Genomic DNA, 25,644 nt, shown 5'->3' with positions numbered 1-25,644 from the left:
GGCGAAGGCCACGTGTCGCTTGATCTTGCGCGTTTTTTCGACGGGGCTATGCCCGCTCCAGCGCGGATCTTGCACTGCCCCAGGAAATGAAGTTCGGGTTGGCGAAGTCGCTGTCATGCGCCTGTGACGTCTTGCCGTAGGTCAATGGTAACCCGTCCAGCGTGACTGTCGAGCCACCCGCCGCACGCAGCACGGCATCGCCGGCGGCCGTATCCCACTCCATCGTGCGCGTGAAGCGCGGATAGACGTCGGCCAGGCCTTCAGCCAGCATGCAGAATTTCAACGAAGAGCCGATATTGGTGCATTGCGAGATCGCATTTGCGGCGAGAAAGACGTCCGTCTGGGGGCTGTTGTGGGATCTGCTTGCCAGTGCCGTCCGGTCGGCCGGTTGCGGGCGCACCCGGATGACAGTCCGCTGGGTCACCTGAAAATGGTCATCGACAAGGAGCTTCTCGGCTTTGTCGTTTTCCCCAGCAAAGGCGACGCCAAGGGCAGGGGCATAGACGATGCCGGCGAGAGGGCGCCCGTCGCTTATGTAGGCAATATTCACGGTAAATTCGGGCCGCCTGTCGATGAATTCCCGAGTACCGTCGAGCGGGTCCACAAGAAAGAAGGACCTGCCGATCACAGGCACGTTGCCGGCTGCCACCGATTCTTCAGCGATGATCGGCGTGTTGGGGAAGGCGGTTTCAAGTTGTGCGATGATGATGCGCTCGGCTCGCTCGTCGGCAATGGTGACCGGGCTGTTGTCTGCCTTCCTGGCCGACGGGCATCCCTCCCGGTAAACCTGCATGATAGCCTTGCCCGCTTCCAGAGCGGCGCGCTCAAATGTTTCGAGCATTGCTCGCCTTCCGGATGTCACATGTTGCGCCTACGCAAAGCGCCTTACCTTATATAGGCAATTCTCGCGGCCATGGGAATCTTATCCCGCGCATGGTCTGCCGTTGACCTCCGGGAGAGACGTTCAGCTGCGGACATATGCTGCAGCGCCTGGTCGCCGGGGGATGGTTCTGGCTTAGCTGGGCCGTTTACAGTCAAAAAGCGCTTTCTTGGGCTCAGTATGCTAAAAAAAGCGAATTCTTGAACGCAAAAAAGTCATTTTCACCAAAACGACAAAGAACTTTGGGGCTTTGCGATTTTGCACTTCCCTTTTGGTTTGAAAGCGGTATGAAATCCTTAATCAAGGGCTCATCAAAGGCTCTAATAACAAGAGATGCTGGCTGAACTGGCTTGCATCCAGGGGAAATGACATATGGAATATTTTGTCCAGCAGCTCGTTAATGGGCTGACTCTTGGATCCATCTATGGCCTTGTGGCTATTGGCTATACGATGGTTTACGGCATTATCGGCATGATCAACTTCGCTCACGGCGATATTTTCATGCTTGGCGGCTTTGCCGGCCTGATTGTTTTTCTCGTCCTCACGTCCATGTTCGCGGGCCTTCCGGTTGCAGTTCTGCTGCTGGCGATGCTGGTCGTTGCGATGCTGATGACGAGCTTGTGGAACTGGACGATCGAGCGCGTTGCTTATCGTCCGCTGCGCGGATCGTTCCGCCTGGCGCCGCTTATTACCGCGATCGGCATGTCGATCACGCTGTCGAACTTCATCCAGGTGACCCAGGGACCGCGCAACAAGCCGATCCCGCCGCTGGTCAGCACTGTCTACAATGTCGCCGGCATCTCCGTTTCGCTGAAACAGATCGTCATCATCATCATCACGGCTGTGTTGCTGACGTTGTTCTGGTATCTCGTCAATCATACGTCGCTCGGGCGCGCTCAGCGTGCAACGGAGCAGGATCGTAAGATGGCGGCGTTGCTGGGCGTCAATGTCGATCAGACGATTTCCGTTACCTTCATCATGGGTGCGGCGCTCGCTGCGGTCGCAGGCACGATGTATCTGATGTATTATGGCGTCGTGAACTTCAACGACGGCTTCGTACCGGGTGTGAAGGCGTTCACCGCGGCTGTTCTTGGCGGTATCGGCTCGTTGCCGGGCGCTGTTCTCGGTGGACTGATGATCGGTCTCATCGAGTCGCTGTGGTCGGCTTACTTCACCATCGCGTACAAGGATGTGGCGACATTCGCCATCCTCGCTTTCGTACTGATCTTCAAGCCGACAGGTATCCTGGGTCGGCCGGAAGTCGAGAAGGTTTAACGTCATGGAAAATGCTGTACGTTCCGCTGACAAGTCCGCAAACGCCGGACTTGTTCAGAAGGGTATTAAAGAAGCTCTGTTCGCGGCTCTCATTTCATTCGGCATGTTCGTGCTCTACGTCGGCCTGAAGACCGACCAGAACATCAGCAACGAACTGATCATCGTCCAGCGCTGGGGCCTTCTTGCCATCTTCGTGGCGATTGCCGCCGTCGGCCGCTTCCTGACGGTCGTCTTTTTGAGGCCGCATCTCGATGCGCGCAAGTTGGCGAAGGCGCGCAGTGGCGAGCTGGATATCTCGACTGAAAAAGGCTTTTTCCACACACACTTCCTGAAGATCGCCCTCGTCGCGCTGCTGCTCTATCCGGTGTTCATCTATGCCGTCGCCGGTCCACAGGGCTCGCTGAAGTGGGTGGATAACTTTGGCATCCAGATCCTGATCTATGTGATGCTGGCCTGGGGGCTGAACATCGTCGTCGGTCTCGCTGGCCTGCTCGATCTCGGCTATGTCGCCTTCTACGCGATCGGGGCGTATTCCTACGCGCTTCTATCCAGCTATTTCGGCCTGTCGTTCTGGGTGCTCCTGCCTCTGTCCGGTATTCTGGCTGCGCTGTGGGGTGTCATTCTGGGCTTCCCGGTTCTGCGACTGCGTGGTGACTATCTCGCGATCGTAACGCTGGCCTTCGGTGAAATCATTCGCCTGGTGATTATCAACTGGACGGATCTCACCAAGGGAACGTTCGGTATCTCGGGCATTCCGAAGGCAACGCTTTTCGGCATTCCCTTTGATGCGAGCGCCGGCGGCTTTGCGAAGCTCTTCCATCTGCCGATTTCCTCGGCCTACTACAAGATCTTCCTTTTCTACCTGATCCTCGCCCTTTGCATGCTGACCGCCTATGTGACGATCCGCCTGCGCCGGATGCCGATCGGCCGCGCATGGGAAGCCTTGCGCGAGGACGAAATCGCCTGCCGCTCGCTTGGCATCAACACGGTGACGACGAAGCTCACCGCCTTTGCGACGGGCGCCATGTTCGGCGGCTTCGCCGGCTCCTTCTTTGCCGCCCGCCAAGGCTTCGTTTCTCCCGAATCGTTCGTCTTTTTGGAATCGGCAGTGATCCTTGCCATCGTCGTTCTCGGCGGCATGGGCTCGCTGACGGGGATTGCGATCGCCGCAATCGTCATGGTCGGCGGCACGGAACTGCTGCGTGAGATGTCCTTCCTGAAAGCGATTTTCGGACCTGACTTCACGCCTGAGCTCTACCGCATGCTGTTGTTCGGTCTGGCGATGGTCGTCGTGATGCTGATCAAGCCGCGCGGCTTCGTGGGATCGCGTGAACCGACAGCCTTCCTCAAGGAGCGCAAGGCAGTTTCCGGCAGCTTTACCAAGGAGGGCCATGGTTGATGAGCCCTCAGGAAACAAACATGACCAGCGATACTTTGCTCAAGGTCGAGCACCTGTCGATGAAGTTCGGCGGCCTGATGGCGATCAACGACTTCTCATTTGAAGCCAAGCGTGGCGACATTACCGCATTGATCGGCCCGAACGGCGCCGGCAAGACGACGGTCTTCAATTGCATCACAGGTTTCTACAAGCCGACGATGGGGATGATCACGCTGAAGCAGAAGAGCGGCAAGGAGTTCCTGCTTGAACGCCTTGCGGATTTCCGGATCACCAAGGAGGCCAGGGTTGCCCGCACGTTCCAGAACATCCGACTGTTCTCAGGCCTGACGGTTCTCGAAAACCTGCTCGTCGCCCAGCACAACAAGCTGATGAAGGCGTCCGGGTATACGGTGATGGGTCTGGTGGGCATCGGGCCATATCGGGCTGAGGCGAAGAACGCCATTGAACTGGCGCGCCACTGGCTGGAGAAGGCCGATCTCATCGATCGTGCCGATGACCCCGCCGGTGATCTGCCCTACGGCGCACAGCGCCGGCTTGAGATCGCGCGCGCCATGTGCACCGAACCGGAGCTTCTGTGCCTCGATGAGCCCGCCGCTGGCCTCAATCCAAGAGAGTCGGCTGCGCTGAACGCGCTGCTGCGCAGCATTCGCGCTGACAGCGGCACGTCGATCTTGCTGATTGAGCACGACATGTCGGTGGTCATGGAAATTTCCGACCATGTCGTCGTGCTGGAATACGGCCAGAAGATTTCAGACGGCACGCCTGATGAAGTGAAGCAGGACCCGCGGGTTATCGCGGCCTATCTCGGTGTCGAGGACGAGGAAGTGGAAGAAGTGATTGCAGCCGTAGAGAACCTCGAAGGAGGCTCGCACTGATGACTGGTCAGCCACTTCTGAACGTTCAGGGCGTTGAAACCTATTATGGCAACATCCGGGCCCTGGCCGGAATTGATGTCGAGGTCCATCGCGGCGAGATCGTCAGCCTGATCGGTGCCAACGGCGCCGGCAAGTCGACGCTGATGATGACAATTTGCGGAAGCCCACAGGCACGCACCGGCTCGGTGATCTTCGATGGCCAGGACATCACGCATCTGCCGACGCACGAGATCGCACGGCTGCGCATCGCCCAGTCGCCGGAGGGGCGGCGCATTTTCCCGCGCATGACCGTCATGGAAAATCTCCAGATGGGCGCTGGCCTCGACAACCTGAAATATTTTAGCCAGGACGTCGAGAAAGTCTTTGCGATGTTCCCGCGCCTCAAGGAGCGCCAAGGCCAGCGCGGCGGCACGCTCTCGGGAGGCGAGCAGCAGATGCTCTCGATCGGTCGCGCGCTGATGGCGCGTCCGAAGCTGCTGCTTCTCGACGAGCCCTCACTTGGCCTCGCGCCGCTGATCGTCAAGGGCATTTTCGAGGCGATCAAGAAGTTGAACAAGGAAGAAGGGCTAACCGTCTTCCTCGTGGAGCAGAACGCTTTTGCAGCCCTGCGCTTGTCGGACCGTGCCTATGTCATGGTCAACGGCAAGGTCACAATGAGCGGTTCCGGTATGGAGCTGCTCGCGAATCCGGAAGTGCGTGCCGCCTATCTCGAAGGCGGACGTCATTGAGCATGGCGAAGGGGAGACTTTGATATGCAGGGACTTTTCTTTGAAGGCGATACAGGCGTGCGCAGCGCCATTCGGCTTTTCGTCGTACTGATCGGGTTCTGGACTGCGTGGCGGGCAGGCAAGGCCGCGGCTGACAGCTGGAGCGACTATCCGCTCGTCATCGTTTACACCGTGCTTCTCGCTGGAGCGATGCAGTTCCTGCATCATGCGCTCTTTGATGGACCGGTTCTCAGCCTCTTTTACTACGTGATCGACCTGGTCCTTCTTTCGATCTTCTCGACGGCTGGCTATCGCTATCGCCGGACCAACCAGATGGTCAATAACTACTACTGGCTATACGAAAAGACGTCCCCCTTCTCCTGGAAGGCAAAACATTGACAGCCGGTTGAATCTAGGGACAGATTGCCCCCAGAGTGGAACAAGTTTCCTGGCGCAGTAAAGTGGGTAATGCGCTGGGTAGTGGAACGTAACCCGCTAGAAAATTGGGAGTAATAGAATGAAAAAGTCTCTCCTGTCGGCTGTAGCTCTGACGGCGATGGTCGCCTTCAGCGGCAACGCATGGGCCGACATCATCGTTGGCGTTGCTGGTCCGCTGACCGGCCCGAACGCCGCATTCGGCGCTCAGCTCCAGAAGGGCGCAGAGCAGGCGGCCGCTGACATCAACGCTGCGGGCGGCATCAACGGCGAGCAGATCAAGGTTGTACTTGGCGACGACGTCTCCGACCCGAAGCAGGGCATTTCGGTTGCGAACAAGTTTGCTGCTGACGGCGTCAAGTTCGTTATCGGCCACTTCAACTCGGGCGTTTCGATCCCGGCTTCCGAAGTTTACGCCGAAAACGGCATGCTTGAAATCACCCCGGCCGCTACGAACCCGAAGTTCACCGAGCGTGGCCTTTGGAATACGTTCCGTACCTGCGGTCGTGACGACCAGCAGGGCGCAATCGCCGGCAAGTATCTTGCCGACCACTTCAAGGACGCCAAGATCGCCGTCGTCCACGACAAGACGCCTTACGGCCAGGGTCTGGCTGACGAAACCAAGAAGTCTCTGAACGCTGCCGGCACTACCGAAGCCCTCTACGAAGGCATCAACGTCGGTGACAAGGACTTCTCGGCCCTCATCGCCAAGATGAAGGAAGCTGGCGTCACGATCATCTACTGGGGTGGCCTCCACACCGAAGCTGGTCTGATCATCCGCCAGGCTGCCGACCAGGGCCTGAAGGCTACGCTCGTTTCCGGTGACGGTATCGTTTCGAACGAACTGGCATCGATCGCTGGCGACGCTGTTGCCGGTACGCTGAACACCTTCGGTCCTGATCCGACGCTGAACCCGGCCAACAAGGACCTCGTTGCGAAGTTCAAGGCTGCGGGCTTCAACCCGGAAGCTTACACGCTTTACTCCTACGCCGCGTTGCAGTCGATCGCTGGTGGAGCAAAGGCTGCCGGGTCGAACGATGCTGAAGCTGTTGCTGCTGCAATGAAGGCAAAGGGCCCGTTCCCGACCGTTCTCGGCGACATGTCGTTCGACGAAAAGGGCGACCCGAAGCTTCCAGGCTACATCATGTACGAGTGGAAGAAGGGTCCGGACGGCAAGTACAGCTACTTCCCGCAGGACGCCAAGTAAGCGCTCATACCCACTTTGGTGCGGTTTCAGGAAGCCCGGTCGCAAGACCGGGCTTCTTCCGTTTGGCCCCTCGCGCTTTTTGCGCTACTGGCTAGGAAGCCAATCACGGCATCCGGAACAACTCGCCATGTCCAAGCCACGCATACTCGTCACGCGCCGGTGGCCGTCGGCCGTCGAACGCATTCTTTCGGAACGGTTTGATGCAACACTGAATCTTGACGATGCAGCGATGAGTGCGGACGCGCTGAACAGGGCGATCGGAGACTATGACGCTGTTTTGCCGACGGTCTCAGACAAATTGCCTGCGTCCGTCTTTGACGCTGTGATGCCGCGCGCGCGCATACTCGGCAATTTCGGGGTCGGCTACAATCATATCGATGTCAAGGCCGCCAAGGACCGCGGTATCGTCGTGACGAACACCCCCGGTGTGCTGACCGACTGCACGGCTGATATAGCCATGCTGCTGCTTTTAACGGTCGCCCGGCGGGGCGGTGAGGGCGAGCGCCAGCTGCGTGCCGGTGAGTGGGGCGGTTGGTGCCCGACGCACATGATCGGGACGAAGGTTACCGGCAAGACCGTCGGCATCATCGGTTTCGGACGCATCGGCAAGGCGTTTGCACAGCGCTGCCACTTCGGCTTCGGGATGGAGGTGGTCTTCTACAACCGGTCGCCCGTCGATCCGGCGGAAGCGGCGCGCTACGGCGCGCGGCAATTGCCGACGGTCGAGGACGTGTTGGCACTGTCCGATTTCGTGTCCTTGCATTGCCCCGGTGGCGCAGAGAACCGGCACCTGATGAATGCTGCGCGGCTTGCCGCGATGAAGCCGGGCGCGTTTCTGATCAATACGGCTCGCGGTGATGTCGTCGACGAGGCAGCGCTGACCAATGCCTTGAAGAACGGTGTCATTGGCGGTGCGGGGCTCGACGTGTATGAGGCCGAGCCGCATGTATCGGATGCACTGAAAGCCATGGACAACGTCGTTTTGCTGCCACATCTCGGTAGTGCAACGGAGGAAACGCGCACAGCCATGGGGATGAAGGTCGTGGACAACATCACCGCTTTCTTTGACGGCAGATCGCCACCGGATCGCGTCGCCTGACGTTTCGGCCAGGCCTGGCGAACTGCCGTCGGGCTAGAGCTTCAGCTCAAAAGCAATTCGCCGTCTCGGTGGTCGGTCAAGCGCCAGCCGGCGCGATGGTTGCGATTTTGGACTAGGTCGACATCATGGATCGCGGCGAGATCGTGCTGGCGGCGCGCCGTTATCCTAGGTTTGCGATCTTGCTGGTCCATTAGGCAGATGCCGCTTTTGCCGGCAGCGCGCCAAGGGGAGCTGGCCTTTCGTCGTCAGCCACACTCCGGGTCGGCACGGCACAGGAATTGCTTGTGATCGTTTAGAGACATCAATGAGAACGGCCGGGACAAGCGGCGACGCGCTGGAAGGGGATGGAATGAGGAACGTCGCGGCAGCCACGAGACCGCAGAGGGCCGAGGGGCGCGGGCATCTTTCTGCAAAGGTGCTCGACGGTCGTACGCGGCTGCGAGAGCTCTATCAGGAAGGGGCGGCGAAGATTCGCCTGCCGGATACGTTTGATTCCTCCATGGAAGCCGTCATCATCAATACGGCAGGTGGCCTGACGGGCGGCGACCGGATGAACTGGAGCATCGATGCCGGCCCCGACACGCGCATCGATGTCACAACACAGGCCTGCGAAAAAATCTACAAGGCATCGTCAGGTACGGCCGAGGTCAATACGACCATTTCTGTTGGCGCCAAGGCACGGGTGGATTGGTTGCCGCAGGAAACCATTCTGTTCGATCGCTCGCAGCTGTTTCGCCGGCTCGACGTCGACCTTGAGGACGGCTCGGAGTTCCTTGCCGTCGAGGCGATCCTGCTCGGCCGCAAGGCGATGGGGGAGGCCGTCGAAACCGGGCTTTTCCGTGACCGCTGGCGCATCCGCAAGGGGGGCACGCTCTGCCACGCGGAGGACCTCCAGCTCAGCGGCGACGTTGCCTTGCTCACCCGGGCCGATGCGGTGCTCGGCGGCAAGGTTGCCTTCGCGACAGTCCTCTATGTCGGGCCGCTCGCGGACGCCTATCTCAGCGCCGCGCGTCCCTTGCTCGAGGGCCATATGGGTGGTGCCAGCAGTTGGGCCGGCAAGCTCGTCGTGCGCCTCTCGGCGCCGGATGGCTTCGCCTTGAGAAAAATCCTCATCCCGATCATTTCGACCTTGCGCAATGGCGCGCCGGTACCGAAAGTCTGGAATCTCTAGAACCAGATGATTTCCGGTCGTTTCGACCTGAAATCTGAATCCTGTTCTAAATTGAAGAAGTAGAGCATGACCCGAAAACCGCTTCACACTGTTCGGCATCATGCTCTGTTCAAGCAGATGGATGCACGATGAACCTCACACCGAGAGAAAAAGATAAGCTGCTGATTTCGATGGCGGCGATGGTCGCGCGACGGCGGCTGGAGCGGGGCGTTAAGCTCAACCATCCGGAGGCGATCGCGCTCATCACCGATTTCGTCGTCGAAGGTGCTCGAGACGGACGGCCCGTCGCGGAGCTGATGGAAGCCGGCGCCCATGTCATCGGTCGTCATCAGGTGATGGAAGGCGTTGCCGAGATGATCCATGACGTGCAGGTCGAAGCGACGTTCCCGGATGGAACGAAGCTTGTCACGGTGCACGAACCGATCCGCTGAGGAGGCGGCAATGCTCGAACTGCGACCCAACTGCGAATGCTGCGACAAGGATCTGCCGCCCGATAGCGCCGAGGCGATGATCTGCACCTTCGAATGCACGTTCTGCGCCGATTGCGTCGCCGATGTGCTCTGTGGCGTCTGCCCGAATTGCGGCGGGAACCTCGTGCGTCGCCCGGTTCGGCCGGCCGCCATGCTCGCCAAGCACCCGGCATCGACAAAACGTGTCCTGAAGGCCGAGGGTTGTGCGCCCGTCAAGGCCGCGTGAGGAGAAGAATATGATCCCAGGAGAAATCATCGCTGCAAGCGGCGAGATCGAGCTGAACGTCGGCGCGCCGACCGTGACGCTTGACGTCGCGAACACCGGCGACCGCCCGGTGCAGGTCGGCAGCCACTATCATTTCGCGGAAACCAATGCCGGTCTCTCTTTCGACAGGGAGAAAGCGCAGGGCATGCGTCTCGACATTCCGGCCGGAACGGCCGTCCGCTTCGAGCCTGGCCAGACGCGCTCGGTGACGCTGATCCCGCTCTCGGGCAAGCGCGAGGTCTACGGATTCCGCCAGCTCGTCATGGGCAAGCTCTGAAGAAAAAGAAAATCCGGGAGGAAAGAGATGCATTGGACGATTGGCCTGCTGGCGCTTTCGGGCGGTATGGCTGCTGCGTCGGGAGCGTTTGCGCAGCAGACGGACTGCAAGAACCCGCTGACACAGATGGAGATGACAAGCTGCGAGCAGGATCGCTACGACACGGCCGACAAGGCGCTGAACGAGCAATGGACGAAGACGCGCGCGCAGACGGCGGGCGTCGACAAGAACTTGGAAGAGAAGGACCGCGGCGCAGAGAAGGCGTTGCTTACTGCGCAGCGGGCCTGGATCTCCTACCGCGACGCCGAGTGCCAAGCCGAGGGCTTCCAGGCGCGAGGCGGGTCGATGGAGCCGATGCTGGTTGCGGGCTGCCTCGCCAACCTGACGGACCAGCGCACGAAGGAGCTGAAGGAGCTCTCGGACGCATTGGGCAACTGACGTGGGACAGAGGATCATGATCGTCGGCAATGGTGACGTGAGCGAGGAGGGACGCTGGGCGATCGCCGCTGCGGACTTTGTCGTCCGCTTCAACGAGTGCCGGTCCCATGCCGCAAGCCCCGGCCGGACAGATGCCGTTGCCGTCTGCAATACGGGCAGGCCGGGCAAAGCGATGACGGAGGCGGCGAGCTGGCGGGCGCTGCCGGGCGTGGTGGAAGCCTCCGAGATCTGGTGCGTGCGCGATCCCGAAAAATTCGCCGCCATGCGGGCGCCATTGGCCGTTTCCCATCCCGAGCTCGACGATTTCTGCGACGATTATACGAGTCAGTTCAAAGCCTTCTGCGAGGAAGCGGGCAAACGGCATGTGGTCGTTGAGAAAGTGATTCATGAAGCAGTGGACGAGGCACTGAGCGCGTTCCACCCCCAGCCCTACGTCGCGCCGAGCACCGGGCTTATCGCGATTGCCGAAACCTTCCGCCGCTTTCCGGATGCCGAAATCGGTCTTGCCGGCTTCGACCATGCGGGCTGGGAAGGGCATCCCTTCGTCGCCGAAAGGCAACTCGTCGACAGCTATATCGCCAATGGCCGGCTGGTGCGCTACGCCGTTGAACCGTCTCTTTCTTCCTCCCAAGGAGCCTGACATATGCCCTACAAGATTTCTCGCGCCGCTTATGCCGGCATGTTCGGTCCGACCACCGGCGACAAGGTGCGCCTTGCCGATACGGAGCTCTTTATCGAGATCGAGAAGGATTTCACGACCTATGGCGAAGAGGTGAAGTTCGGCGGCGGCAAGGTGATCCGCGACGGCATGGGGCAGAGCCAGGTGACGCGTGCCAATGGCGCAGTCGATACCGTCATCACCAATGTGGTCATCATCGACCACACCGGCATCGTGAAGGCGGATATCGGCCTCAAGGACGGCCGTATCGCGGCGATCGGCAAGGCGGGCAATCCGGATACGCAGCCTGGCGTCAACATCATCGTCGGCCCGTCGACCGAGGCCATTGCCGGCGAAGGCAAGATCATCACGGCCGGCGGCATGGATGCACATATCCACTTTATCTGCCCGCAGCAGATCGAAGAAGCGCTGATGTCAGGCGTTACCTGTATGCTGGGCGGCGGCACCGGCCCGGCACATGGCACGCTCGCCACGACCTGTACAGGCGCCTGGCATATCGAGCGCATGATCGAGAGCTTCGACGGTTTCCCGATGAACCTCGCGCTTGCCGGCAAGGGCAATGCCTCGCTGCCTGCTGCACTTGAGGAAATGGTACTGGCCGGCGCTTCGTCGCTGAAGCTGCATGAGGACTGGGGCACGACGCCTGCCGCAATCGACTGCTGCCTTTCGGTGGCCGACGAATACGACATTCAGGTGATGATCCATACCGACACGCTGAACGAGAGCGGCTTTGTCGAGGACACGATCGGCGCCATCAAGGGCCGCACGATTCACGCCTTCCACACCGAGGGCGCCGGCGGCGGCCATGCGCCTGACATCATCAAGATTTGCGGCCAGTCGAACGTCATTCCGTCGTCCACCAACCCGACGCGTCCCTATACGGTCAACACCATCGCCGAGCATCTCGACATGCTGATGGTCTGCCATCACCTGTCGCCGTCAATCCCGGAAGATATCGCCTTCGCCGAAAGCCGCATCCGCAAGGAAACGATCGCCGCTGAAGACATTCTCCACGATATCGGTGCGTTCTCGATCATCTCGTCCGACAGCCAGGCCATGGGCCGCGTCGGCGAAGTGGCGATCCGCACCTGGCAGACGGCTGACAAGATGAAGCGTCAGCGCGGCCGGCTCAAGGAAGAGAAGGGCGAGAACGACAATTTCCGCGTCCGTCGGTACATTGCCAAATACACGATCAATCCGGCGATCGCGCAGGGCCTCAGCCATGAGATCGGCTCGGTCGAAGTCGGCAAGCGCGCCGACCTCGTCTTGTGGAACCCGGCCTTCTTCGGCGTCAAGCCGGAGATGGTGCTGCTCGGCGGCTCGATCGCTGCGGCACCAATGGGCGATCCGAATGCCTCGATCCCGACACCGCAGCCGATGCACTACCGACCGATGTTCGCTGCCTATGGCAAGCTGCGCACCAGTTCGTCCGTCACCTTCGTCTCGCAGGCCTCACTCGATGCCGGCCTCAAGGGACGCCTTGGCGTTGCCAAGGACCTCATCGCGGTGAAGAACACCCGCGGCGGCATCTCCAAAGCGTCGATGATCCACAACAATTTGACGCCGCAGATCGAGGTGGATCCAGAAACCTATGAAGTGCGCGCCGACGGCGAGTTGCTGACCTGCGAGCCGGCGACCGTGCTGCCGATGGCGCAGCGGTACTTCTTGTTCTGATTGATCCGGCGCGGCCGGTGCACAGGCGCCGGTCGCTCCTCACGTCGCACGTTAAGCCGAATCTCCCCTTGGTTGTTTTTTATTTTGACGTGTTCCACCTTGGGGCGTCCTGTCCGCAATAGGACAGTCGCAGCAGCGTGGTTGGAAAAGTGTTGTAAAATCAATTGCTTGAATTCGAGCCCTCGCAGCGTGATTCATCATTGAAACCGTCGCGTTTTCGGGCATTATCCCGCCGTCGATCAATTCACTAAACTCGTTCAAATCCTAACAATTCACTTAGGAACTCGGCAGCAGTTGGCCTCTAAGCAATGGGCTTGGCGGTGGCAAGAAGGTCGATTCGCATGAGAATTTCACTCCAGGCCGAGCTTGGCGATTTTCAGGATCGCCACACAATTTACGTGTTCGTTCTCAAGATGAGCTTCCTCGCGGTGACGCTGTCGTCGGTCGTGATCCTCCTCCTATTGCCGCCGCTCGACTGGATGGGGGTACTGCCCGTGCCGCTCGCCGATGGTGTGGTCTATGGCGTGGTGCTGTCGTGGCTGATTGGCGGGACTGTTTCCAGTGTGTTGTCGCTGGTGGCGGGTCACGCGATGCACCAACTCAGCGTCTCGCGCGCGGAGTTCGAGCAGCTGAGCCGTACCGATGTACTCTCAGGTCTCCTTAACCGGCGTGCCTTCACCGAGGCATTGGAGCAGGCCGACGGGGACGCCTGCCTTGCCATCTTCGACGTGGATCGGTTCAAGGCCATCAATGATCGTTTCGGCCATGCCTGCGGCGATGCCGTGATCGTCGCCGTGTCCGCCATTCTCGCCGCCGCCTTCGACGGGCGCTCCGTCGCGGCGCGGCTGGGCGGCGAAGAGTTCGGCGCGATCGTCGTCGGTGGTTCGCAGGAGCAGCGGATTGAGAGAGTGCAGTCGGTCTGCGCACGCTTGGCGGGGCAGCCCATTGCCGCCGACAATTGCGTGGTCGCCATAACGGTTTCGGCCGGCATCGCCGACCTTGGTGGGGGACGGGGCAAGGCGGGAGCCTATTCAGCCGCTGACAAGGCACTCTATCTGGCAAAGGCGCTCGGTCGAAACCGTGTCGTGCATGAGAACGAGGGACTGCATCCGGGTTGGCGCAGGCATCTGCCGCAGGACGATGCAGCTGCGCGCGCGATGAGCGCGGATTGTGACGAAGCGCGACTGGCCTGAAGAAAGTCGGGCAGCATACCCTTCCGGCCCCATTCCTTCTTGCATCGCGCGGGGCGATTTTGCATGGTCGCAGTCTCAAGCGAATTGGACACGTCATGCAACGCGTTACTTCCTACCTGCCTGCCGGCACGCCCTCCTCCAACCCGATCGGAAAAGTGGTTCTGCCGCACGATCTGCGGCATTTGCGGCGCAAGCTGCTCCATCTCGAAAACGGCGAGATGGTCATGCTCGACCTTAAGGAGCCGGTGCTTTTTGCAAGTGGCGATATGCTGGTTCTCGATGACGGCGAACTCATCGAGATCGTGGCGGCCGAAGAGAAGCTTTTCGAGGTCAAGGGCAGGGACCGCCTGCACCTGATCGAACTCGCATGGCACCTCGGCAATCGACATCTCGGCGCACAGATCGAGGAAGAGCGCATCCTCATCCTGCGGGATCATGTGATCCGCTCCATGCTCGAAGGGCTTGGTGCGACGGTCCGGGAGGTTGCCGAGCCGTTTCAGCCCGCCCGCGGTGCCTACCATTCCCACGCACACGCGCACGGTCATGATCATGCCCATCACTCGCACGATTGAGCGAACATGACGGAGGATGGCGACCTGCAGGCCTTGCTGCGGCTGATGGCGTGGCTGTCGCCGGCTTTCCCCGTCGGATCCTTCGCCTATTCGGGTGGTCTGGAGCGGGCCGTTCACGATCGGTTGGTCACCGACGCTCATTCGCTTGCGGCGTGGGCGTTGAACCTCATCGAGCGCGGGGTCGTGTGGAACGACGCAGTCCTCCTTGCCGAGAGCCACCGCTGCTGCGGGCAGCGTGACCGGCTTGGTGAACTGGCGGAGCTTGCTGAAGCACTTGCAGGCTCGCGCGAGCGTCATCAGGAGACGATGCTGCTTGGCGACGCGTTTCTCGCTGCCGCCCGTGCCTGGCCGGATGAGGTGTTCGATCGATTGCCGCAACACGTGGCATACCCCGTTGCGGTCGGCGCTGTGGCGGGTGCGCATGAGGTTGCATCGGAGAGGGCGATTGCGGCATTCCTGCATGCCTATCTGTCGCAGGCGGTTTCCGCAGGCATCCGTCTCGGCGTTACCGGGCAGAAGGACGGTGTTGCCATCCTGGCGCGCCTTGAAGGCGATATCGCACGGATTGCGAAGCGGTCGGCCACTTCCACGCTCGACGATCTTGGAGCGGCAACCATCCAGGCCGATATCATGTCGCTGCGCCACGAGACGCAGTCGACGCGGCTCTTTCGATCGTGACCGGGATCGGGCAGGTCACCGCCAGCCGTCACGACCTGCGTCATTTGCCGGTGGCCGCCTTCCGGGCGGCGCGCTATCATCGGCTGTTATTGGAGTTTAGAACATGAAATCAGGAAACGGGCCGTTGCGTGTGGGCATCGGCGGACCGGTCGGCTCCGGCAAAACGGCGCTGACCGAAAAGCTCTGCAAGGCGATGCGCGACGAATATTCGGTGGCGGTCGTCACCAACGACATCTATACGACCGAGGATGCCGAAGCGCTCATGCGTATGCAGGCTCTGCCGTCGGATCGGATCGTTGGCGTGGAGACCGGCGGTTGCCCGCATACCGCAATCCGCGAAGATGCGACAATCAACCTGCAGGCCATCGCTGGCCTCAACGAGCGGATCCCCGATCTCGATGTCGTTTTCATCGAGTCGGGAGGCGACAATCTGGCTGCCACCTTTTCTCCTGATCTGGCTGACATCACGATCTACGTCATTTCCGTCTGCCAGGGCGAGGAAATCCCGCGCAAGGGCGGCCCAGGCATTACCAAGTCGGATCTTCTTGTCATCAACAAGAAGGATCTGGCTCCCTATGTCGGCGCCGACCTCGACGTCATGGACCGCGACGCGACACGGATGCGCCAGGCACGACCCTTCGTTTTCTCCGACATGAAGCGCGGCGATGGCGTCAGTTCCATCGTCAGCTTCCTGAAGGAACAGGGCGGCCTCTAGCCTAAACCTGCCTCAGCACATTGATATCCTCGATGGCGATGGCGCGGCCGCTAACGCTTACGCCGGATGTGCGCAAGGTGGAGAAGGCACGCGACAGCGCCTCCGGCGCCAGACCCAGCTTTCGTGCCAGAAGGCTCTTTTGGAACGGCAGGCGCAAGGAGGCCCGCGTACCCTCATTGGTGCAGTGCGCCAGCAGATAGTGCGCGACGCGCTGCGGGCTTGTCTGCATGCGATCCCGCGCCAGGCATTCCATGGTCGAAAGCAAATGCTGCGAAAGGCTGCGCGCGATCGCCCCGCCAATGCGCGGCCGCTGGTCGAGCAACGCTTTGACCTGCGCGATGTCGAAACGGGCAAGGATCGCGTGTTCCATTGCCTGGGCGCTATAATTGTATCCTTCGCCGGCGAGCACGAGGCATTCTCCGAAGCTGTCGCCCGGCTCACAGATACTGATATCCGCTTCGCGGTCTTGCGAACCGCTGTAGAGGCGAACATAGCCGTTTAGCACGCAGTAGAAGGAACGTGCCTTCTCGTGCTCACGGAAGAGAACGTCCTGCGGCTCGTAGCGCACCGCCACCGCGCAAGACAGCAGAGCATCTTGCTCATGCCGATCAAGGCTGGATGCGATCAACGCACCACCAAACATCGCTTGCTGCGCGCTGCTCAGTTTCAAAGCTCTGGCCATCTGTTTCTCCCTGCGGTGCGGCACGTGCCGCCCCTACCTGATACTTGGTAAGGGTAACCGGGAGGTTCGGTTCAGAACTTGATCTCGATCAAATGTCCGCCAAGAAAAAGCCGGGCGTTGCCCCGGCCTTTGGTTTGAGCGGCTACTCCGCCGCAAAAGGCGGCAGGCGCACGACATTGCCTGATTTGCTGCGCTTGCCTTCCGGGGTCTCGATTGCGGTTACCCGGCCTTCGAGGGCGCCAACAGCCTGGGTGAGCTCTTCGCGCGACATGGCCAGGTCTTCCTTGTCCTTCCTGCCCACCAGACGGCCGAACATCCAGGCAAGCAAGCGCGACAGATCGTCCATGATCAGGAAGAACGAGGGCACGACGACCAGCGAAAGGACTGTCGACACAATGATGCCGCCAATCACCGCGATCGCCATCGGCGCACGGAACGAACCGCCTTCGCCAACGCCAAGCGCTGACGGCAGCATTCCTGCCGACATCGCGATCGAGGTCATGATGATCGGGCGGGCGCGCTTGCGGCCTGCTTCGACCATGGCTTCCACGCGCTCCATGCCGCGATGACGCATCTCGATGGCGAAGTCGACGAGCAGGATCGCGTTCTTGGTGACGATACCCATCAGCATCAGGATGCCGATCATGACAGGCATCGAGAGCGGGTTCTGGGTGACGAGCAAGCCGACTGCCACGCCGCCGATCGCAAGCGGCAGCGAGAACAGGATGGTGAAGGGCTGGATCACGTCCTTGAACAGGAGGATCAGCACCGTCAGCACCAGCATCAGGCCCATCAACATGGCGTTGACGAAGCTCTGCTGCATTTCGGTCTGCACCTTCGTGTCGCCGCTTTCGGCCAGCTGAACCGTCGCAGGGATCTTGGCCTCGTTGACGATCTGCCGGAACCGGGCGGATGCCGTGTCGAGTGCCACGCCCTGCGGCAGGTCGGACCCGATCGAGACGACGCGGTAGCGGTTGTTGCGCTTGATCGAGCTGACGCCTTCCGAATAGTCGATGTCGGCGACGGTGGAGAGCGGCACGGTGCCGCCGCTCGCCGTCTGCATCTTCAGCGCCCGCAGGGCGGCAAGATCGCGGCGCATATCGAGCGACGCCTGTACGCGGATCGGGATCTGGCGATCGTCCAGGTTGATCTTGGCGAGGGCTGCATCAATGTCACCGATGGTGGCGACGCGGATGGTCTCGGAGATCTGCTGCGGGGTGATGCCGAGACGGGCAGCCTGGTCCTTGCGTGGACGGACCTGAAGTTCAGGACGGGGCAGGGCGCCCTCGGCGCTGACATTCGCCAGCAGCGGATCGGCTCGCAGTCTTGATTCCAGGATACCCACAGCGTCGTTCAGGTCCTTCTCGTTCTTCGAGAGGAAGTTGAACGATAGGTCACGCTCGCCGCGATCGTTGAGTTTGAGGATGCGCACATCAGGGATGTGGCGGAGTTTGGCGAAGACCTCCTTCTCGATATCCCACTGCGGCCGAACGCGGCCCTTTGGCTCCACCTTGGGCAGGTGCGGTCCGATGATCGGCAGCGCCCCAAGGAAGTCGTCGACCAGCTTCTTCGAAAGCCTCTGGTCGAGCTTATGGAGCGTGAGCGTTACGGTCGCGCGGCGCAGTTCGAGGTCGCCCTTGGGAGAAGCGCCGCCGAGCACGAAGACGCTTTCAACGCCATCGATATCCTTCACGTCCTTGTAGATCGCATCCGTCGTCGCTTCTGTATCGTCGAGCGTCGCGTTCGGCGGCAGCTCTACGGATAGGACGATGCGCGATGCATCTTCCGGCGGAAGGAAGCTGCCGGGCACCTGCGCAAGCAACATTACGGAGCCGATGAGGAAGGCGATTGCCGCGATCAGCGTCGCATAGCGGGTCCACCACCGCCGGGTCGTGGCGCGCACGAGGCGCGTGTAGCCGCGGAAGAAAAGACCATCATTGTCGTGATGGTCTTCGATGCCGTCTTCCGCACGCATTAGGTATGCGGCCATCATCGGCGTGATGAGGCGTGCCACCATGAGCGAGAAGAAGACGGAGAAGGCAACCGTGAGACCAAACTGAATGAAGTACTGGCCTGGGATGCCGGGCATAAACGACACCGGCACGAACACGGCAATGATCGTGAAGGTCGTTGCGATGACCGCGAGGCCGATTTCGTCGGCGGCCTCGATTGCCGCGCGATAGGGAGTCTTGCCCATCTTGATATGACGGGCAATGTTCTCGATTTCGACGATCGCATCGTCAACGAGAATACCTGTCGCGAGCGTCAGGGCCAGGAAGCTGACGAGGTTCAGCGAGAAGCCCATCAGGTCCATAATCCAGAACGTCGGGATCACCGACAACGGCAGTGCGACTGCCGAAATCAACGTTGCACGCCAGTTCCGGAGGAACAGGAAGACGACGATGATCGCAAGCACCGCGCCTTCGATCAGCGTATCGATGGCCGCTTCATAGTTGCCGTAGGTGAAGTAGACGGAGTCGCTGATCAGCTCGATGCCGACGTTGGGGTTTTCGGCGCGCACCTTCTCGAGGCTCTTGGCCACGGTTTCCGCGACGGTGACTTCGCTGGCGCCCTTCGACCGAAACACGCCGAAGGTGACGACAGGCGTATCATCGAAGCGCGAGAAGGACTTTGGCTCCTGATAGGTGTCCTTGATGGCGCCGAGGTCGGACAGTTTGACGAAACGACCGTTCGGCAGCGCAATCGTCGTGTTGGCGAGCTCCGCGACATTTCGGGCATCGCCGAGCACGCGGATCGCCTGTTCGCTACCCGCCACCTGGCCGCGGCCGGAGCCGAGATCGACGTTCGTACCGCGCAGCTGTTGGTTCACGCTCGCGGCGGTGATGCCGTGGGCGTTCAGCTTGTCGGGATTGAGCTCGATGCGCACTTCGCGGTCCGCGCCGCCGTAGCGGTCAACGCGGCCGATGCCCGCCTGCCCCTGCAGGGCGCGTTTGACGGTATCATCGACGAACCAGGAGAGTTCTTCGAGCGTCATATCAGGCGAGGAGACGGCAAAGGTCTGGATCGCCTGGCCTTCGACGTCGATCTTCGAGACGATTGGTTCCTCGACGTTGGCCGGCAGGTCGCTGCGGATGCGGTCGATCGCGTCCTTGGTGTCCTGAACGGCCTGCTCGGTGGGAATTTCCATACGGAACATGACGACCGTCTGCGACTGGCCGTCTGTCACCGTCGACTGGATCTCATCGATCCCGGTTATGCTGGCAACGGCGTCCTCGATCTCCTTCGTCACCTGCATCTCGAGCTCGGCGGGCGAAGCGCCGCTCTGCGTCACGACGATGGAAACGAGCGGAACGTCGATATTCGGGAAACGCGTGATCGGCAGCTTGTTGAAAGACTGGATGCCGACGAAAAGCAGAAGTGCAAACGCCAGAAGCGATGCGACTGGATTTCGGATAGACCAGGCTGAAAAGTTCATCGGCCGTCTCTCAGTTGGAAACCGGTGGCTGTTCACGAACCGGCGTGATGCGGTCGCCGTCACGGACATAGGCGCCCGCCTTGGCTACGACCTCGTCGCCGGCTTTCAATCCCTTGATGATCTCGACATAGGCGCCGTCCTGGATGCCGGTTTCGACCTTGGCGAACTTGACGACGCTGTTCTCGACTTTGCGGGCCGAGGATCCCTCATTGCCCGACAGCACGGCTGAGACCGGGAGCGCCACGTTTTCCGTGGTGCGCACGACTATGTCAGCGCTGCCGTACATGCCCGAACGTGCCTTGCTGGAGTCATCGATCAAAATATGGACCAAACCGAGGCGTGTGAGCGGATCGACCGTTGGCGAAACCAGGCGTACGGAGCCGGTAACCTTCTCGCGACTACCGGAGAGCGAGAGAGTGGCCTTCTGGCCAGGCTGGACCTTGACGATGTCGCTCTCACCCACTTCCGCTACCAGCTCGATCTTGTCGTCGCGAATGATCGTGAAGAGCGGATCACCGGTCGCGAGTGCAATCGCGCCGATCTTGGCGTTCTTGTCTGCGACGGTACCGCCGACCGGCGTCTTGACGTCGGTGCGTGCCAGCTTCAGATCAGCATCCGCGATCTGGCTTTCAGTCACCTTGATCTCCGCGACGGCCACCTGGATCGCCTGCTTTGCGGAATCGACACGGGCATTGGCCGAAGCCGCTGCCGCATCCGCCTGCTCGACGGTCGCCGTGGAAACCGTGCCCTTCTTGCCCATTTCCTGGGCGCGTGCCTGCTGTTGGCGCGCCTGCTCCGCATTGGCCTGCGCTTCGATCAACTGAGCGCGGAGCTGCGCAAGGCTCGCTTCGTTTTTGGCCTTCGTGGCCTGCATCTGGCTCTTCTCTAGGATGAGTGCGTCGTCGTTCAGGGTCGCCAGCGTGCTTTCGGCTTGAACCCTGTCGCCAACATCGGCATTCAACGTGCGGACCGACAATCCTTCGACTTGAGGCTGAATGTAAACTTCCTCGACAGGCTTTACCGTACCGGTCGCAACAACGCGGTCGACGAGGGTGCGGGTGGACGCCTTCGTCACCACGATTGCCGGCAGGTTCTGCTGCGGCTTTGCGACCGGCTGTTCCTGGGCAAATGCTGCCGAAGCAACAGCTGCCGCGATCAGCAGGGTTGAGGCGCGAAATATCTTAACAGGCGTACGTGCCATGCGTCGTCATCCAGTTTGCTCGGTCAGACTCGCGCGTTGTCATCAGCACGCGACTGGCCGGTTCCCGTATTGGTGTTCTCAGAAGTATTTCCGCATCCTTTGCCGGTTCTTACTTAAGAAGTCCCTCGTCCGGCAAATTCGGTTTGTACGTGGTAGCGATTTGCCCATCGCGCAAGCCCGGCGGAAAATAATTCCTCATTTGAACACAATAATTAGCATTGCGATGCAGATCAATCACTGAACGGTTATGCAAGCATTCCGATAGTTGATCGCGCATCGCCTCCATATGACGCGCGAGGCATGGCCGATGCGACATGGAACGCGAACTTTTTCGTCAAAAAGCAAAACGCGCGGAAGCTCCGCGCGTTTCGTCGTCTCAGTCGCTGATTACTTGGAAGCAGCGTCCGTGACGTCGTGCGTCCAGGCGCCAGTCGGTTCCTTGTTGATGATCTTCTGGTCAAGGAGGGCCTTGGCCGTGCGATCGTAGAGCGTCGTGTCGAGCTTGCCGGTGCCGTCGCCGATCAGCTTGGCAATTTCGCCCATCATGCGCTTCTGGTGGTTTTCGTCCTGGCCGCCGGCATCGACGACGATTCCTGCTGCTTCGTCAGGATTTTCGGTTGCGTATTTCCATCCCTTCATCGAAGCCTTGACGAACTTGACCATCTTTTCCTTGAAGGCCGGGTCCTTGAGCTTGTCTTCAGACGCGTAGAGACCGTCTTCGAGCAGGTCGTTGCCCATGGCGGTGTAGTTGAACACAGTCAGTTCCTCGGGCTTGAAGCCGGCATCGATTGCCTGCCAGTATTCATTGTAGGTCATGACGGAGATGCAATCGGCCTGCTTCTGCAGCAGCGGCTGTACGTCGAAGCTCTGCTTCAAAACGGTGACGCCATCGGCACCGCCTTCCGTCTTCAGGCCGAGCTTGCTCATCCAAGCGAAGAACGGATATTCGTTGCCGAAGAACCAGACGCCCAGCGTATGGCCCTTGAAATCGGCTTCGGTCTTGATCGGGCCATCCTTGCGGCAAATCAGTTCCATGCCGGATTTCTGGAAGGGCTGGGCGATGTTGACCAGCGGAACGCCCTTTTCGCGGGCAACGAGCGCGCCGCCCATCCAGTCGACGATGACGTCAGCACCGCCGCCGGCGATCACCTGTTCCGGTGCGATATCAGGGCCGCCCGGCTTGATGGTAACGTCGAGGCCTTCTTCCTCGTAGTAGCCCTTGTCCTTGGCGACGTAGTAACCGGCGAACTGCGACTGCGTCACCCACTTGAGTTGCAGCGTCACCTTGTCGGCAGCCATCGCCTGGGCTGCTGCGAGCGCCATTGCGCTCGCCATCATCGCAATAATCAGTTTTTTCATTTTCTTTTTCCCTCTGAAGTTATGCCCCAATCCCATTCGCGGGAATAAAGCGACGCCTAGCCACCACGGATAGACGGATGCCAGAAAGTCACCGCCCTTTCGGCGAGGGCGACGACGCCATAGAAGATCGAGCCGACCAGCGCCGCAACGGCGATCTCGGCCCAGACCATGTCGACATTCATGCGACCGATCTCGGTGGAGATGCGAAAGCCCATGCCGACGATCGGCGTACCGAAGAACTCCGCAACGATGGCACCGATGAGCGCCAGCGTCGAGTTGATCTTCAATGCATTGAAAATGAAGGGCATCGCCGCCGGAAGCCGGAGCTTCAGTAGCGTCTGCCAGTCGTTCGAAGCGTAGGTCTGCATCAGGTCGCGTTCCATCTGACCGGAGGCGGCGAGGCCGGCGACGGTGTTCACCAGCATCGGGAAGAAGGTCATGATGATGACGACGGCCGCCTTCGACTGCCAATCGAAGCCGAACCACATCACCATGATTGGTGCGACGCCGATGATGGGCAGGGCCGACACCATGTTGCCGATCGGCAGCAGGCCGCGGCGCAAAAAGGCGACGCGATCGGCAAGAACGGCCACTGCAAAGCCTGCGCCACAGCCGAGGACGTAGCCGGCGAACACTGCCTTGAAGATCGTCTGACGCACGTCGTCGGCCAGAATCGGCAGAGAGCCGGCGATCCTGACGCCGATGGCGCTCGGCGGCGGCAGCAAGACGAAGGGGATGCCGGCGCCACGCGTCAGCGCTTCCCAGAGGATCAGGATCCAGGCGCCGAAGATTGCCGGAATGAGCAGCCGCAGGAAGGAGCGGCCAAAATTCGAGGCCGGCTTCATCTCCGAGAGCTCGGTGACGCAGCGCCAGGCCAGCAGCCAGCAGGCGGCCATCAGCAGGAAGAGGGACGTGGTCGCCAGCCCCTCGTTGCCCGTCACGCTTGAAAGCAGCACCCAGGCGGCCCAATGCGCACCGATCAGCAAAGCGCCGGCAACATAAAGCTTCGGCAAGGGCGCGAAGGAAACGAAGGCGAGGGCGACGATCAGGGCGATCGTCAGCCCAACGGTCACCGACGAAACCGGCTCAGGCGCGCCTGGGCCCATGATCGGCAGTGTCACGAGCGCAATGGCGGCCAGCAGCAGGACAAGAACGCCCTGCCATGAGAAGGTCATCTGTTTCATGCCGGCCTCCCGCCCATCGAACGATCGACGATCTTCGCCACGAGGCCGACAATGGCGACTAGGCTTGCTGCCAGCACCGAGCCTGCGACAAGCGCCGCCCAGATATCGATCGTCTGGCTGTAGTAGGAGCCGGCGAGCAGCTTCGAACCGATGCCGGCGACGGCGCCGGTCGGAAGCTCGCCGACAATGGCACCGACAAGGCTTGCAGCGATCGCGACCTTCATCGAGGTGAAGAGGAAGGGCACGGAGGCGGGAACACGTAGCTTCCAGAAGGTCTGCGCGGCTGTGGCGTTATAGGTCCGCATCAGATCGAGGAACATCACCTCCGGCGAGCGCAGCCCCTTGACCATGCCAACGGTGACCGGGAAGAAGGAAAGGTAGGTCGAGATCAGCGCTTTCGGCACGAGGCCGGTAATGTTGACCGCGCCGAGGACGACGATCACCATCGGAGCGATCGCCAGGATGGGCACGGTCTGCGAGGCGATGATCCACGGCATGAGGCTGCGGTCGAGCGCCTTGATGTGAACGATCCCGACGGCGATCACGATGCCGAGCAGTGTGCCGAAGCCGAAGCCCAGCAGCGTCGACGAGAGCGTGACCCAGCTATGGTAGACCAGGCTGCGGTTGCTCGAAAGTTTGCGCAGGAAGGTATTCTCGAAGACGTTCTGCGCCACCTGATGCGGTGCAGGCAGCAGCGGCTTCGGCTGCGACAGCGTCTTTTCGACGAATTCCACCGTTCCCGGCGTCTGGTTGGCACGCTGATCCATGTCGCGCTGGAAGGAGGCATTCATCAGCACTGCCGCGACGTACCAGATCGCGATCAATGCCAACAGGATTGTGAGGACGGGGACGATGCGATCCTTAAGAGTATCTGGCCTCATGAGTGCCCCCGCGCACCGGTTCTAACACCCAATGCCTTAGTGCTGCTCATAGCTGTGCCCCGATCTCAGGCCCTCGCGCACGCGATGGGCGATTTCAAGGAACTCGGGCGACTCGCGAATATCCAGCGGCCGCTCCTTGGGAAGCGGCGAGTCGATGACGTCGGTGACGCGACCGGGGCGAGGGGACATCACGACAATCTTAGTTGAGAGATAGACCGCTTCTGGGATCGAATGGGTGACGAAGCAGATGGTTTTGTTGGTGCGCGCCCAGAGTTTCAGAAGCTCCTCGTTCAGGTGGTCGCGAACGATTTCGTCGAGCGCGCCGAAGGGTTCGTCCATCAGGAGCAGGTCGGCATCGAAGGCGAGCGCACGTGCGATGGAGGCCCGTTGCTGCATGCCGCCGGAAAGCTGCCAGGGGAATTTCTTCTCGAAACCGGAAAGGTTCACGAGGTCAAGCGCATCGGCTATACGCTTCTTCTGGTCGGCTAAGGCATAGCCCATGATTTCGAGCGGCAGGGCGATGTTCTTCTCGATGGTGCGCCAGGGATAGAGCGCCGGTGCCTGGAAGACGTAGCCGTAGGCGCGGGCCTTGCGAGCCTCCTCCGGCGTCATGCCGTTGACGGTGATTTCCCCCGATGTTTTTCTTTCGAGATCAGCAATAACGCGCAGGAAAGTGGTCTTTCCGCAACCGGATGGGCCGATGAAGGAGACGAAGTCGCCCTTGCGCACGTCGAGATTGACGTTCGTCAGCGCATGCACAGGAGCATCGCTGGCATCGTAGGTCAGACAGAGGTCCTTGGCGGAGACGACGGAGGCAGCTTGCGTCAATGCTTGTGTATCCTGTTTTCCCCGCGCTTCTGCGGTTTGCATGATAGTATGAGTAGCGGTTTTC

General features: G+C 60.5%; 27 protein-coding genes. 19 read left to right on the top strand and 8 right to left on the bottom strand.

All coding sequences use genetic code 11. The features are described from left to right. Nucleotides 1–46 precede the first annotated feature (46 nt). Nucleotides 47–841, bottom strand: a complete 795-nt coding sequence (gene cysQ / locus ACSQ9D_RS13600) for a 3'(2'),5'-bisphosphate nucleotidase CysQ (RefSeq protein WP_436282655.1) — start codon at nucleotides 839–841, stop codon at nucleotides 47–49. Nucleotides 842–978: 137 nt separating this feature from the next. Between cysQ and ACSQ9D_RS13595 the strand changes: the two genes are divergently transcribed. The 19 genes from ACSQ9D_RS13595 to ureG all read left to right on the top strand — a co-directional run bounded on the left by ACSQ9D_RS13595 (nucleotide 979) and on the right by ureG (nucleotide 16,009). Next, nucleotides 979–1,224 (top strand): hypothetical protein, encoded by a 246-nt coding sequence (locus ACSQ9D_RS13595; protein WP_436282654.1) that lies wholly within the window; start codon nucleotides 979–981, stop codon nucleotides 1,222–1,224. A gap of 28 nt (nucleotides 1,225–1,252) precedes the next feature. Then, nucleotides 1,253–2,155: a branched-chain amino acid ABC transporter permease gene (locus ACSQ9D_RS13590; protein ID WP_024315665.1), complete on the top strand. Its 903-nt coding sequence runs from the start codon at nucleotides 1,253–1,255 to the stop codon at nucleotides 2,153–2,155. A 4-nt stretch (nucleotides 2,156–2,159) separates the two neighbouring features. Beyond that, entirely contained in the window at nucleotides 2,160–3,554 is a 1,395-nt protein-coding gene (gene livM, locus ACSQ9D_RS13585; RefSeq protein ID WP_436282653.1) for a high-affinity branched-chain amino acid ABC transporter permease LivM, read from the top strand. Further along, nucleotides 3,554–4,429 carry an ABC transporter ATP-binding protein gene (locus ACSQ9D_RS13580; protein WP_436282652.1) on the top strand — a complete coding sequence of 292 codons (876 nt, stop codon included), beginning with the start codon at nucleotides 3,554–3,556 and terminating at the stop codon, nucleotides 4,427–4,429. Before livM ends, ACSQ9D_RS13580 begins: the two co-directional genes overlap by 1 nt. After that, a complete protein-coding gene (locus tag ACSQ9D_RS13575; RefSeq protein ID WP_436282651.1) occupies nucleotides 4,429–5,157 on the top strand; it encodes an ABC transporter ATP-binding protein in 729 nt (242 codons plus the stop codon). The genes ACSQ9D_RS13580 and ACSQ9D_RS13575 overlap by 1 nt, the downstream gene beginning before the upstream one ends. 24 nt (nucleotides 5,158–5,181) lie before the next feature. After that, entirely contained in the window at nucleotides 5,182–5,535 is a 354-nt protein-coding gene (locus ACSQ9D_RS13570; RefSeq protein ID WP_037124194.1) for a DUF6867 family protein, read from the top strand. 118 nt (nucleotides 5,536–5,653) lie between these two features. Next, nucleotides 5,654–6,778: a branched-chain amino acid ABC transporter substrate-binding protein gene (locus ACSQ9D_RS13565; protein ID WP_436282650.1), complete on the top strand. Its 1,125-nt coding sequence runs from the start codon at nucleotides 5,654–5,656 to the stop codon at nucleotides 6,776–6,778. Between the two features lie 127 nt (nucleotides 6,779–6,905). Continuing rightward, nucleotides 6,906–7,877, top strand: a complete 972-nt coding sequence (locus ACSQ9D_RS13560; protein WP_436282649.1) for a 2-hydroxyacid dehydrogenase — start codon at nucleotides 6,906–6,908, stop codon at nucleotides 7,875–7,877. 349 nt (nucleotides 7,878–8,226) lie between these two features. Then, nucleotides 8,227–9,048, top strand: a complete 822-nt coding sequence (locus ACSQ9D_RS13555; protein WP_436283836.1) for an urease accessory protein UreD — start codon at nucleotides 8,227–8,229, stop codon at nucleotides 9,046–9,048. A 128-nt stretch (nucleotides 9,049–9,176) separates the two neighbouring features. Next, nucleotides 9,177–9,479, top strand: coding sequence for an urease subunit gamma (locus ACSQ9D_RS13550; protein WP_024315673.1), 303 nt, complete (start codon nucleotides 9,177–9,179; stop codon nucleotides 9,477–9,479). 10 nt (nucleotides 9,480–9,489) lie between these two features. After that, nucleotides 9,490–9,744: a DUF1272 domain-containing protein gene (locus ACSQ9D_RS13545; RefSeq protein ID WP_436282648.1), complete on the top strand. Its 255-nt coding sequence runs from the start codon at nucleotides 9,490–9,492 to the stop codon at nucleotides 9,742–9,744. A gap of 10 nt (nucleotides 9,745–9,754) precedes the next feature. After that, nucleotides 9,755–10,060: an urease subunit beta gene (locus ACSQ9D_RS13540; protein ID WP_037124205.1), complete on the top strand. Its 306-nt coding sequence runs from the start codon at nucleotides 9,755–9,757 to the stop codon at nucleotides 10,058–10,060. Nucleotides 10,061–10,087: 27 nt separating this feature from the next. Continuing rightward, nucleotides 10,088–10,498: a lysozyme inhibitor LprI family protein gene (locus ACSQ9D_RS13535; RefSeq protein WP_436282647.1), complete on the top strand. Its 411-nt coding sequence runs from the start codon at nucleotides 10,088–10,090 to the stop codon at nucleotides 10,496–10,498. Between the two features lie 16 nt (nucleotides 10,499–10,514). Then, nucleotides 10,515–11,138, top strand: coding sequence for a Urease operon accessory protein (locus ACSQ9D_RS13530; RefSeq protein WP_436282646.1), 624 nt, complete (start codon nucleotides 10,515–10,517; stop codon nucleotides 11,136–11,138). A 3-nt stretch (nucleotides 11,139–11,141) separates the two neighbouring features. Further along, nucleotides 11,142–12,851 carry an urease subunit alpha gene (gene ureC / locus ACSQ9D_RS13525; RefSeq protein ID WP_436282645.1) on the top strand — a complete coding sequence of 570 codons (1,710 nt, stop codon included), beginning with the start codon at nucleotides 11,142–11,144 and terminating at the stop codon, nucleotides 12,849–12,851. A gap of 341 nt (nucleotides 12,852–13,192) precedes the next feature. Further along, nucleotides 13,193–14,044, top strand: a complete 852-nt coding sequence (locus ACSQ9D_RS13520) for a GGDEF domain-containing protein (protein WP_436282644.1) — start codon at nucleotides 13,193–13,195, stop codon at nucleotides 14,042–14,044. 95 nt (nucleotides 14,045–14,139) lie between these two features. Further along, nucleotides 14,140–14,616 (top strand): urease accessory protein UreE, encoded by a 477-nt coding sequence (ureE, locus tag ACSQ9D_RS13515; protein ID WP_436282643.1) that lies wholly within the window; start codon nucleotides 14,140–14,142, stop codon nucleotides 14,614–14,616. A 6-nt stretch (nucleotides 14,617–14,622) separates the two neighbouring features. Then, nucleotides 14,623–15,294: an urease accessory protein UreF gene (locus ACSQ9D_RS13510; RefSeq protein ID WP_436282642.1), complete on the top strand. Its 672-nt coding sequence runs from the start codon at nucleotides 14,623–14,625 to the stop codon at nucleotides 15,292–15,294. A 103-nt stretch (nucleotides 15,295–15,397) separates the two neighbouring features. After that, complete coding sequence (gene ureG / locus ACSQ9D_RS13505) at nucleotides 15,398–16,009, top strand: urease accessory protein UreG (protein WP_037124214.1); 612 nt, start codon at nucleotides 15,398–15,400, stop codon at nucleotides 16,007–16,009. 1 nt (nucleotide 16,010) lies between these two features. On the opposite strand, the gene ACSQ9D_RS13500 is transcribed toward ureG, so the two are convergent. From ACSQ9D_RS13500 to ACSQ9D_RS13470, 7 genes are all read right to left on the bottom strand, one after another. After that, nucleotides 16,011–16,691: a Crp/Fnr family transcriptional regulator gene (locus tag ACSQ9D_RS13500; RefSeq protein ID WP_436282641.1), complete on the bottom strand. Its 681-nt coding sequence runs from the start codon at nucleotides 16,689–16,691 to the stop codon at nucleotides 16,011–16,013. A 142-nt stretch (nucleotides 16,692–16,833) separates the two neighbouring features. Further along, nucleotides 16,834–20,127 carry an efflux RND transporter permease subunit gene (locus ACSQ9D_RS13495; protein ID WP_436282640.1) on the bottom strand — a complete coding sequence of 1,098 codons (3,294 nt, stop codon included), beginning with the start codon at nucleotides 20,125–20,127 and terminating at the stop codon, nucleotides 16,834–16,836. A 10-nt stretch (nucleotides 20,128–20,137) separates the two neighbouring features. Beyond that, nucleotides 20,138–21,328, bottom strand: coding sequence for an efflux RND transporter periplasmic adaptor subunit (locus tag ACSQ9D_RS13490; protein WP_436282639.1), 1,191 nt, complete (start codon nucleotides 21,326–21,328; stop codon nucleotides 20,138–20,140). A 387-nt stretch (nucleotides 21,329–21,715) separates the two neighbouring features. Further along, nucleotides 21,716–22,687, bottom strand: coding sequence for an ABC transporter substrate-binding protein (locus ACSQ9D_RS13485; RefSeq protein ID WP_436282638.1), 972 nt, complete (start codon nucleotides 22,685–22,687; stop codon nucleotides 21,716–21,718). Nucleotides 22,688–22,743: 56 nt separating this feature from the next. Continuing rightward, nucleotides 22,744–23,871 (bottom strand): ABC transporter permease, encoded by a 1,128-nt coding sequence (locus tag ACSQ9D_RS13480; RefSeq protein ID WP_436282637.1) that lies wholly within the window; start codon nucleotides 23,869–23,871, stop codon nucleotides 22,744–22,746. Next, nucleotides 23,868–24,752: an ABC transporter permease gene (locus ACSQ9D_RS13475; protein WP_024315701.1), complete on the bottom strand. Its 885-nt coding sequence runs from the start codon at nucleotides 24,750–24,752 to the stop codon at nucleotides 23,868–23,870. The genes ACSQ9D_RS13480 and ACSQ9D_RS13475 overlap by 4 nt, the downstream gene beginning before the upstream one ends. 36 nt (nucleotides 24,753–24,788) lie before the next feature. Beyond that, nucleotides 24,789–25,622, bottom strand: coding sequence for an ABC transporter ATP-binding protein (locus ACSQ9D_RS13470; RefSeq protein WP_436282636.1), 834 nt, complete (start codon nucleotides 25,620–25,622; stop codon nucleotides 24,789–24,791). Between the last annotated feature and the right edge of the window lie 22 nt (nucleotides 25,623–25,644).

It is taken from the genome of Rhizobium sp. LjRoot258, from assembly GCF_964254185.1.
GTDB lineage: Bacteria > Pseudomonadota > Alphaproteobacteria > Rhizobiales > Rhizobiaceae > Rhizobium.
The sequence above is the reverse complement of the archived record's forward strand: the minus strand, read 5'-3'. Positions and strand labels throughout refer to the sequence as shown.

Coding starts and splice junctions, on each gene's coding strand:
- cysQ (WP_436282655.1), bottom strand. CDS start 841: ATGCTCGAAACATTTGAGCGCGCCGCTCTGGAAGCGGGCAAGGCTATC.
- ACSQ9D_RS13595 (WP_436282654.1), top strand. CDS start 979: ATGCTGCAGCGCCTGGTCGCCGGGGGATGGTTCTGGCTTAGCTGGGCC.
- ACSQ9D_RS13590 (WP_024315665.1), top strand. CDS start 1,253: ATGGAATATTTTGTCCAGCAGCTCGTTAATGGGCTGACTCTTGGATCC.
- livM (WP_436282653.1), top strand. CDS start 2,160: ATGGAAAATGCTGTACGTTCCGCTGACAAGTCCGCAAACGCCGGACTT.
- ACSQ9D_RS13580 (WP_436282652.1), top strand. CDS start 3,554: ATGAGCCCTCAGGAAACAAACATGACCAGCGATACTTTGCTCAAGGTC.
- ACSQ9D_RS13575 (WP_436282651.1), top strand. CDS start 4,429: ATGACTGGTCAGCCACTTCTGAACGTTCAGGGCGTTGAAACCTATTAT.
- ACSQ9D_RS13570 (WP_037124194.1), top strand. CDS start 5,182: ATGCAGGGACTTTTCTTTGAAGGCGATACAGGCGTGCGCAGCGCCATT.
- ACSQ9D_RS13565 (WP_436282650.1), top strand. CDS start 5,654: ATGAAAAAGTCTCTCCTGTCGGCTGTAGCTCTGACGGCGATGGTCGCC.
- ACSQ9D_RS13560 (WP_436282649.1), top strand. CDS start 6,906: ATGTCCAAGCCACGCATACTCGTCACGCGCCGGTGGCCGTCGGCCGTC.
- ACSQ9D_RS13555 (WP_436283836.1), top strand. CDS start 8,227: ATGAGGAACGTCGCGGCAGCCACGAGACCGCAGAGGGCCGAGGGGCGC.
- ACSQ9D_RS13550 (WP_024315673.1), top strand. CDS start 9,177: ATGAACCTCACACCGAGAGAAAAAGATAAGCTGCTGATTTCGATGGCG.
- ACSQ9D_RS13545 (WP_436282648.1), top strand. CDS start 9,490: ATGCTCGAACTGCGACCCAACTGCGAATGCTGCGACAAGGATCTGCCG.
- ACSQ9D_RS13540 (WP_037124205.1), top strand. CDS start 9,755: ATGATCCCAGGAGAAATCATCGCTGCAAGCGGCGAGATCGAGCTGAAC.
- ACSQ9D_RS13535 (WP_436282647.1), top strand. CDS start 10,088: ATGCATTGGACGATTGGCCTGCTGGCGCTTTCGGGCGGTATGGCTGCT.
- ACSQ9D_RS13530 (WP_436282646.1), top strand. CDS start 10,515: ATGATCGTCGGCAATGGTGACGTGAGCGAGGAGGGACGCTGGGCGATC.
- ureC (WP_436282645.1), top strand. CDS start 11,142: ATGCCCTACAAGATTTCTCGCGCCGCTTATGCCGGCATGTTCGGTCCG.
- ACSQ9D_RS13520 (WP_436282644.1), top strand. CDS start 13,193: ATGAGAATTTCACTCCAGGCCGAGCTTGGCGATTTTCAGGATCGCCAC.
- ureE (WP_436282643.1), top strand. CDS start 14,140: ATGCAACGCGTTACTTCCTACCTGCCTGCCGGCACGCCCTCCTCCAAC.
- ACSQ9D_RS13510 (WP_436282642.1), top strand. CDS start 14,623: ATGACGGAGGATGGCGACCTGCAGGCCTTGCTGCGGCTGATGGCGTGG.
- ureG (WP_037124214.1), top strand. CDS start 15,398: ATGAAATCAGGAAACGGGCCGTTGCGTGTGGGCATCGGCGGACCGGTC.
- ACSQ9D_RS13500 (WP_436282641.1), bottom strand. CDS start 16,691: ATGGCCAGAGCTTTGAAACTGAGCAGCGCGCAGCAAGCGATGTTTGGT.
- ACSQ9D_RS13495 (WP_436282640.1), bottom strand. CDS start 20,127: ATGAACTTTTCAGCCTGGTCTATCCGAAATCCAGTCGCATCGCTTCTG.
- ACSQ9D_RS13490 (WP_436282639.1), bottom strand. CDS start 21,328: ATGGCACGTACGCCTGTTAAGATATTTCGCGCCTCAACCCTGCTGATC.
- ACSQ9D_RS13485 (WP_436282638.1), bottom strand. CDS start 22,687: ATGAAAAAACTGATTATTGCGATGATGGCGAGCGCAATGGCGCTCGCA.
- ACSQ9D_RS13480 (WP_436282637.1), bottom strand. CDS start 23,871: ATGAAACAGATGACCTTCTCATGGCAGGGCGTTCTTGTCCTGCTGCTG.
- ACSQ9D_RS13475 (WP_024315701.1), bottom strand. CDS start 24,752: ATGAGGCCAGATACTCTTAAGGATCGCATCGTCCCCGTCCTCACAATC.
- ACSQ9D_RS13470 (WP_436282636.1), bottom strand. CDS start 25,622: ATGCAAACCGCAGAAGCGCGGGGAAAACAGGATACACAAGCATTGACG.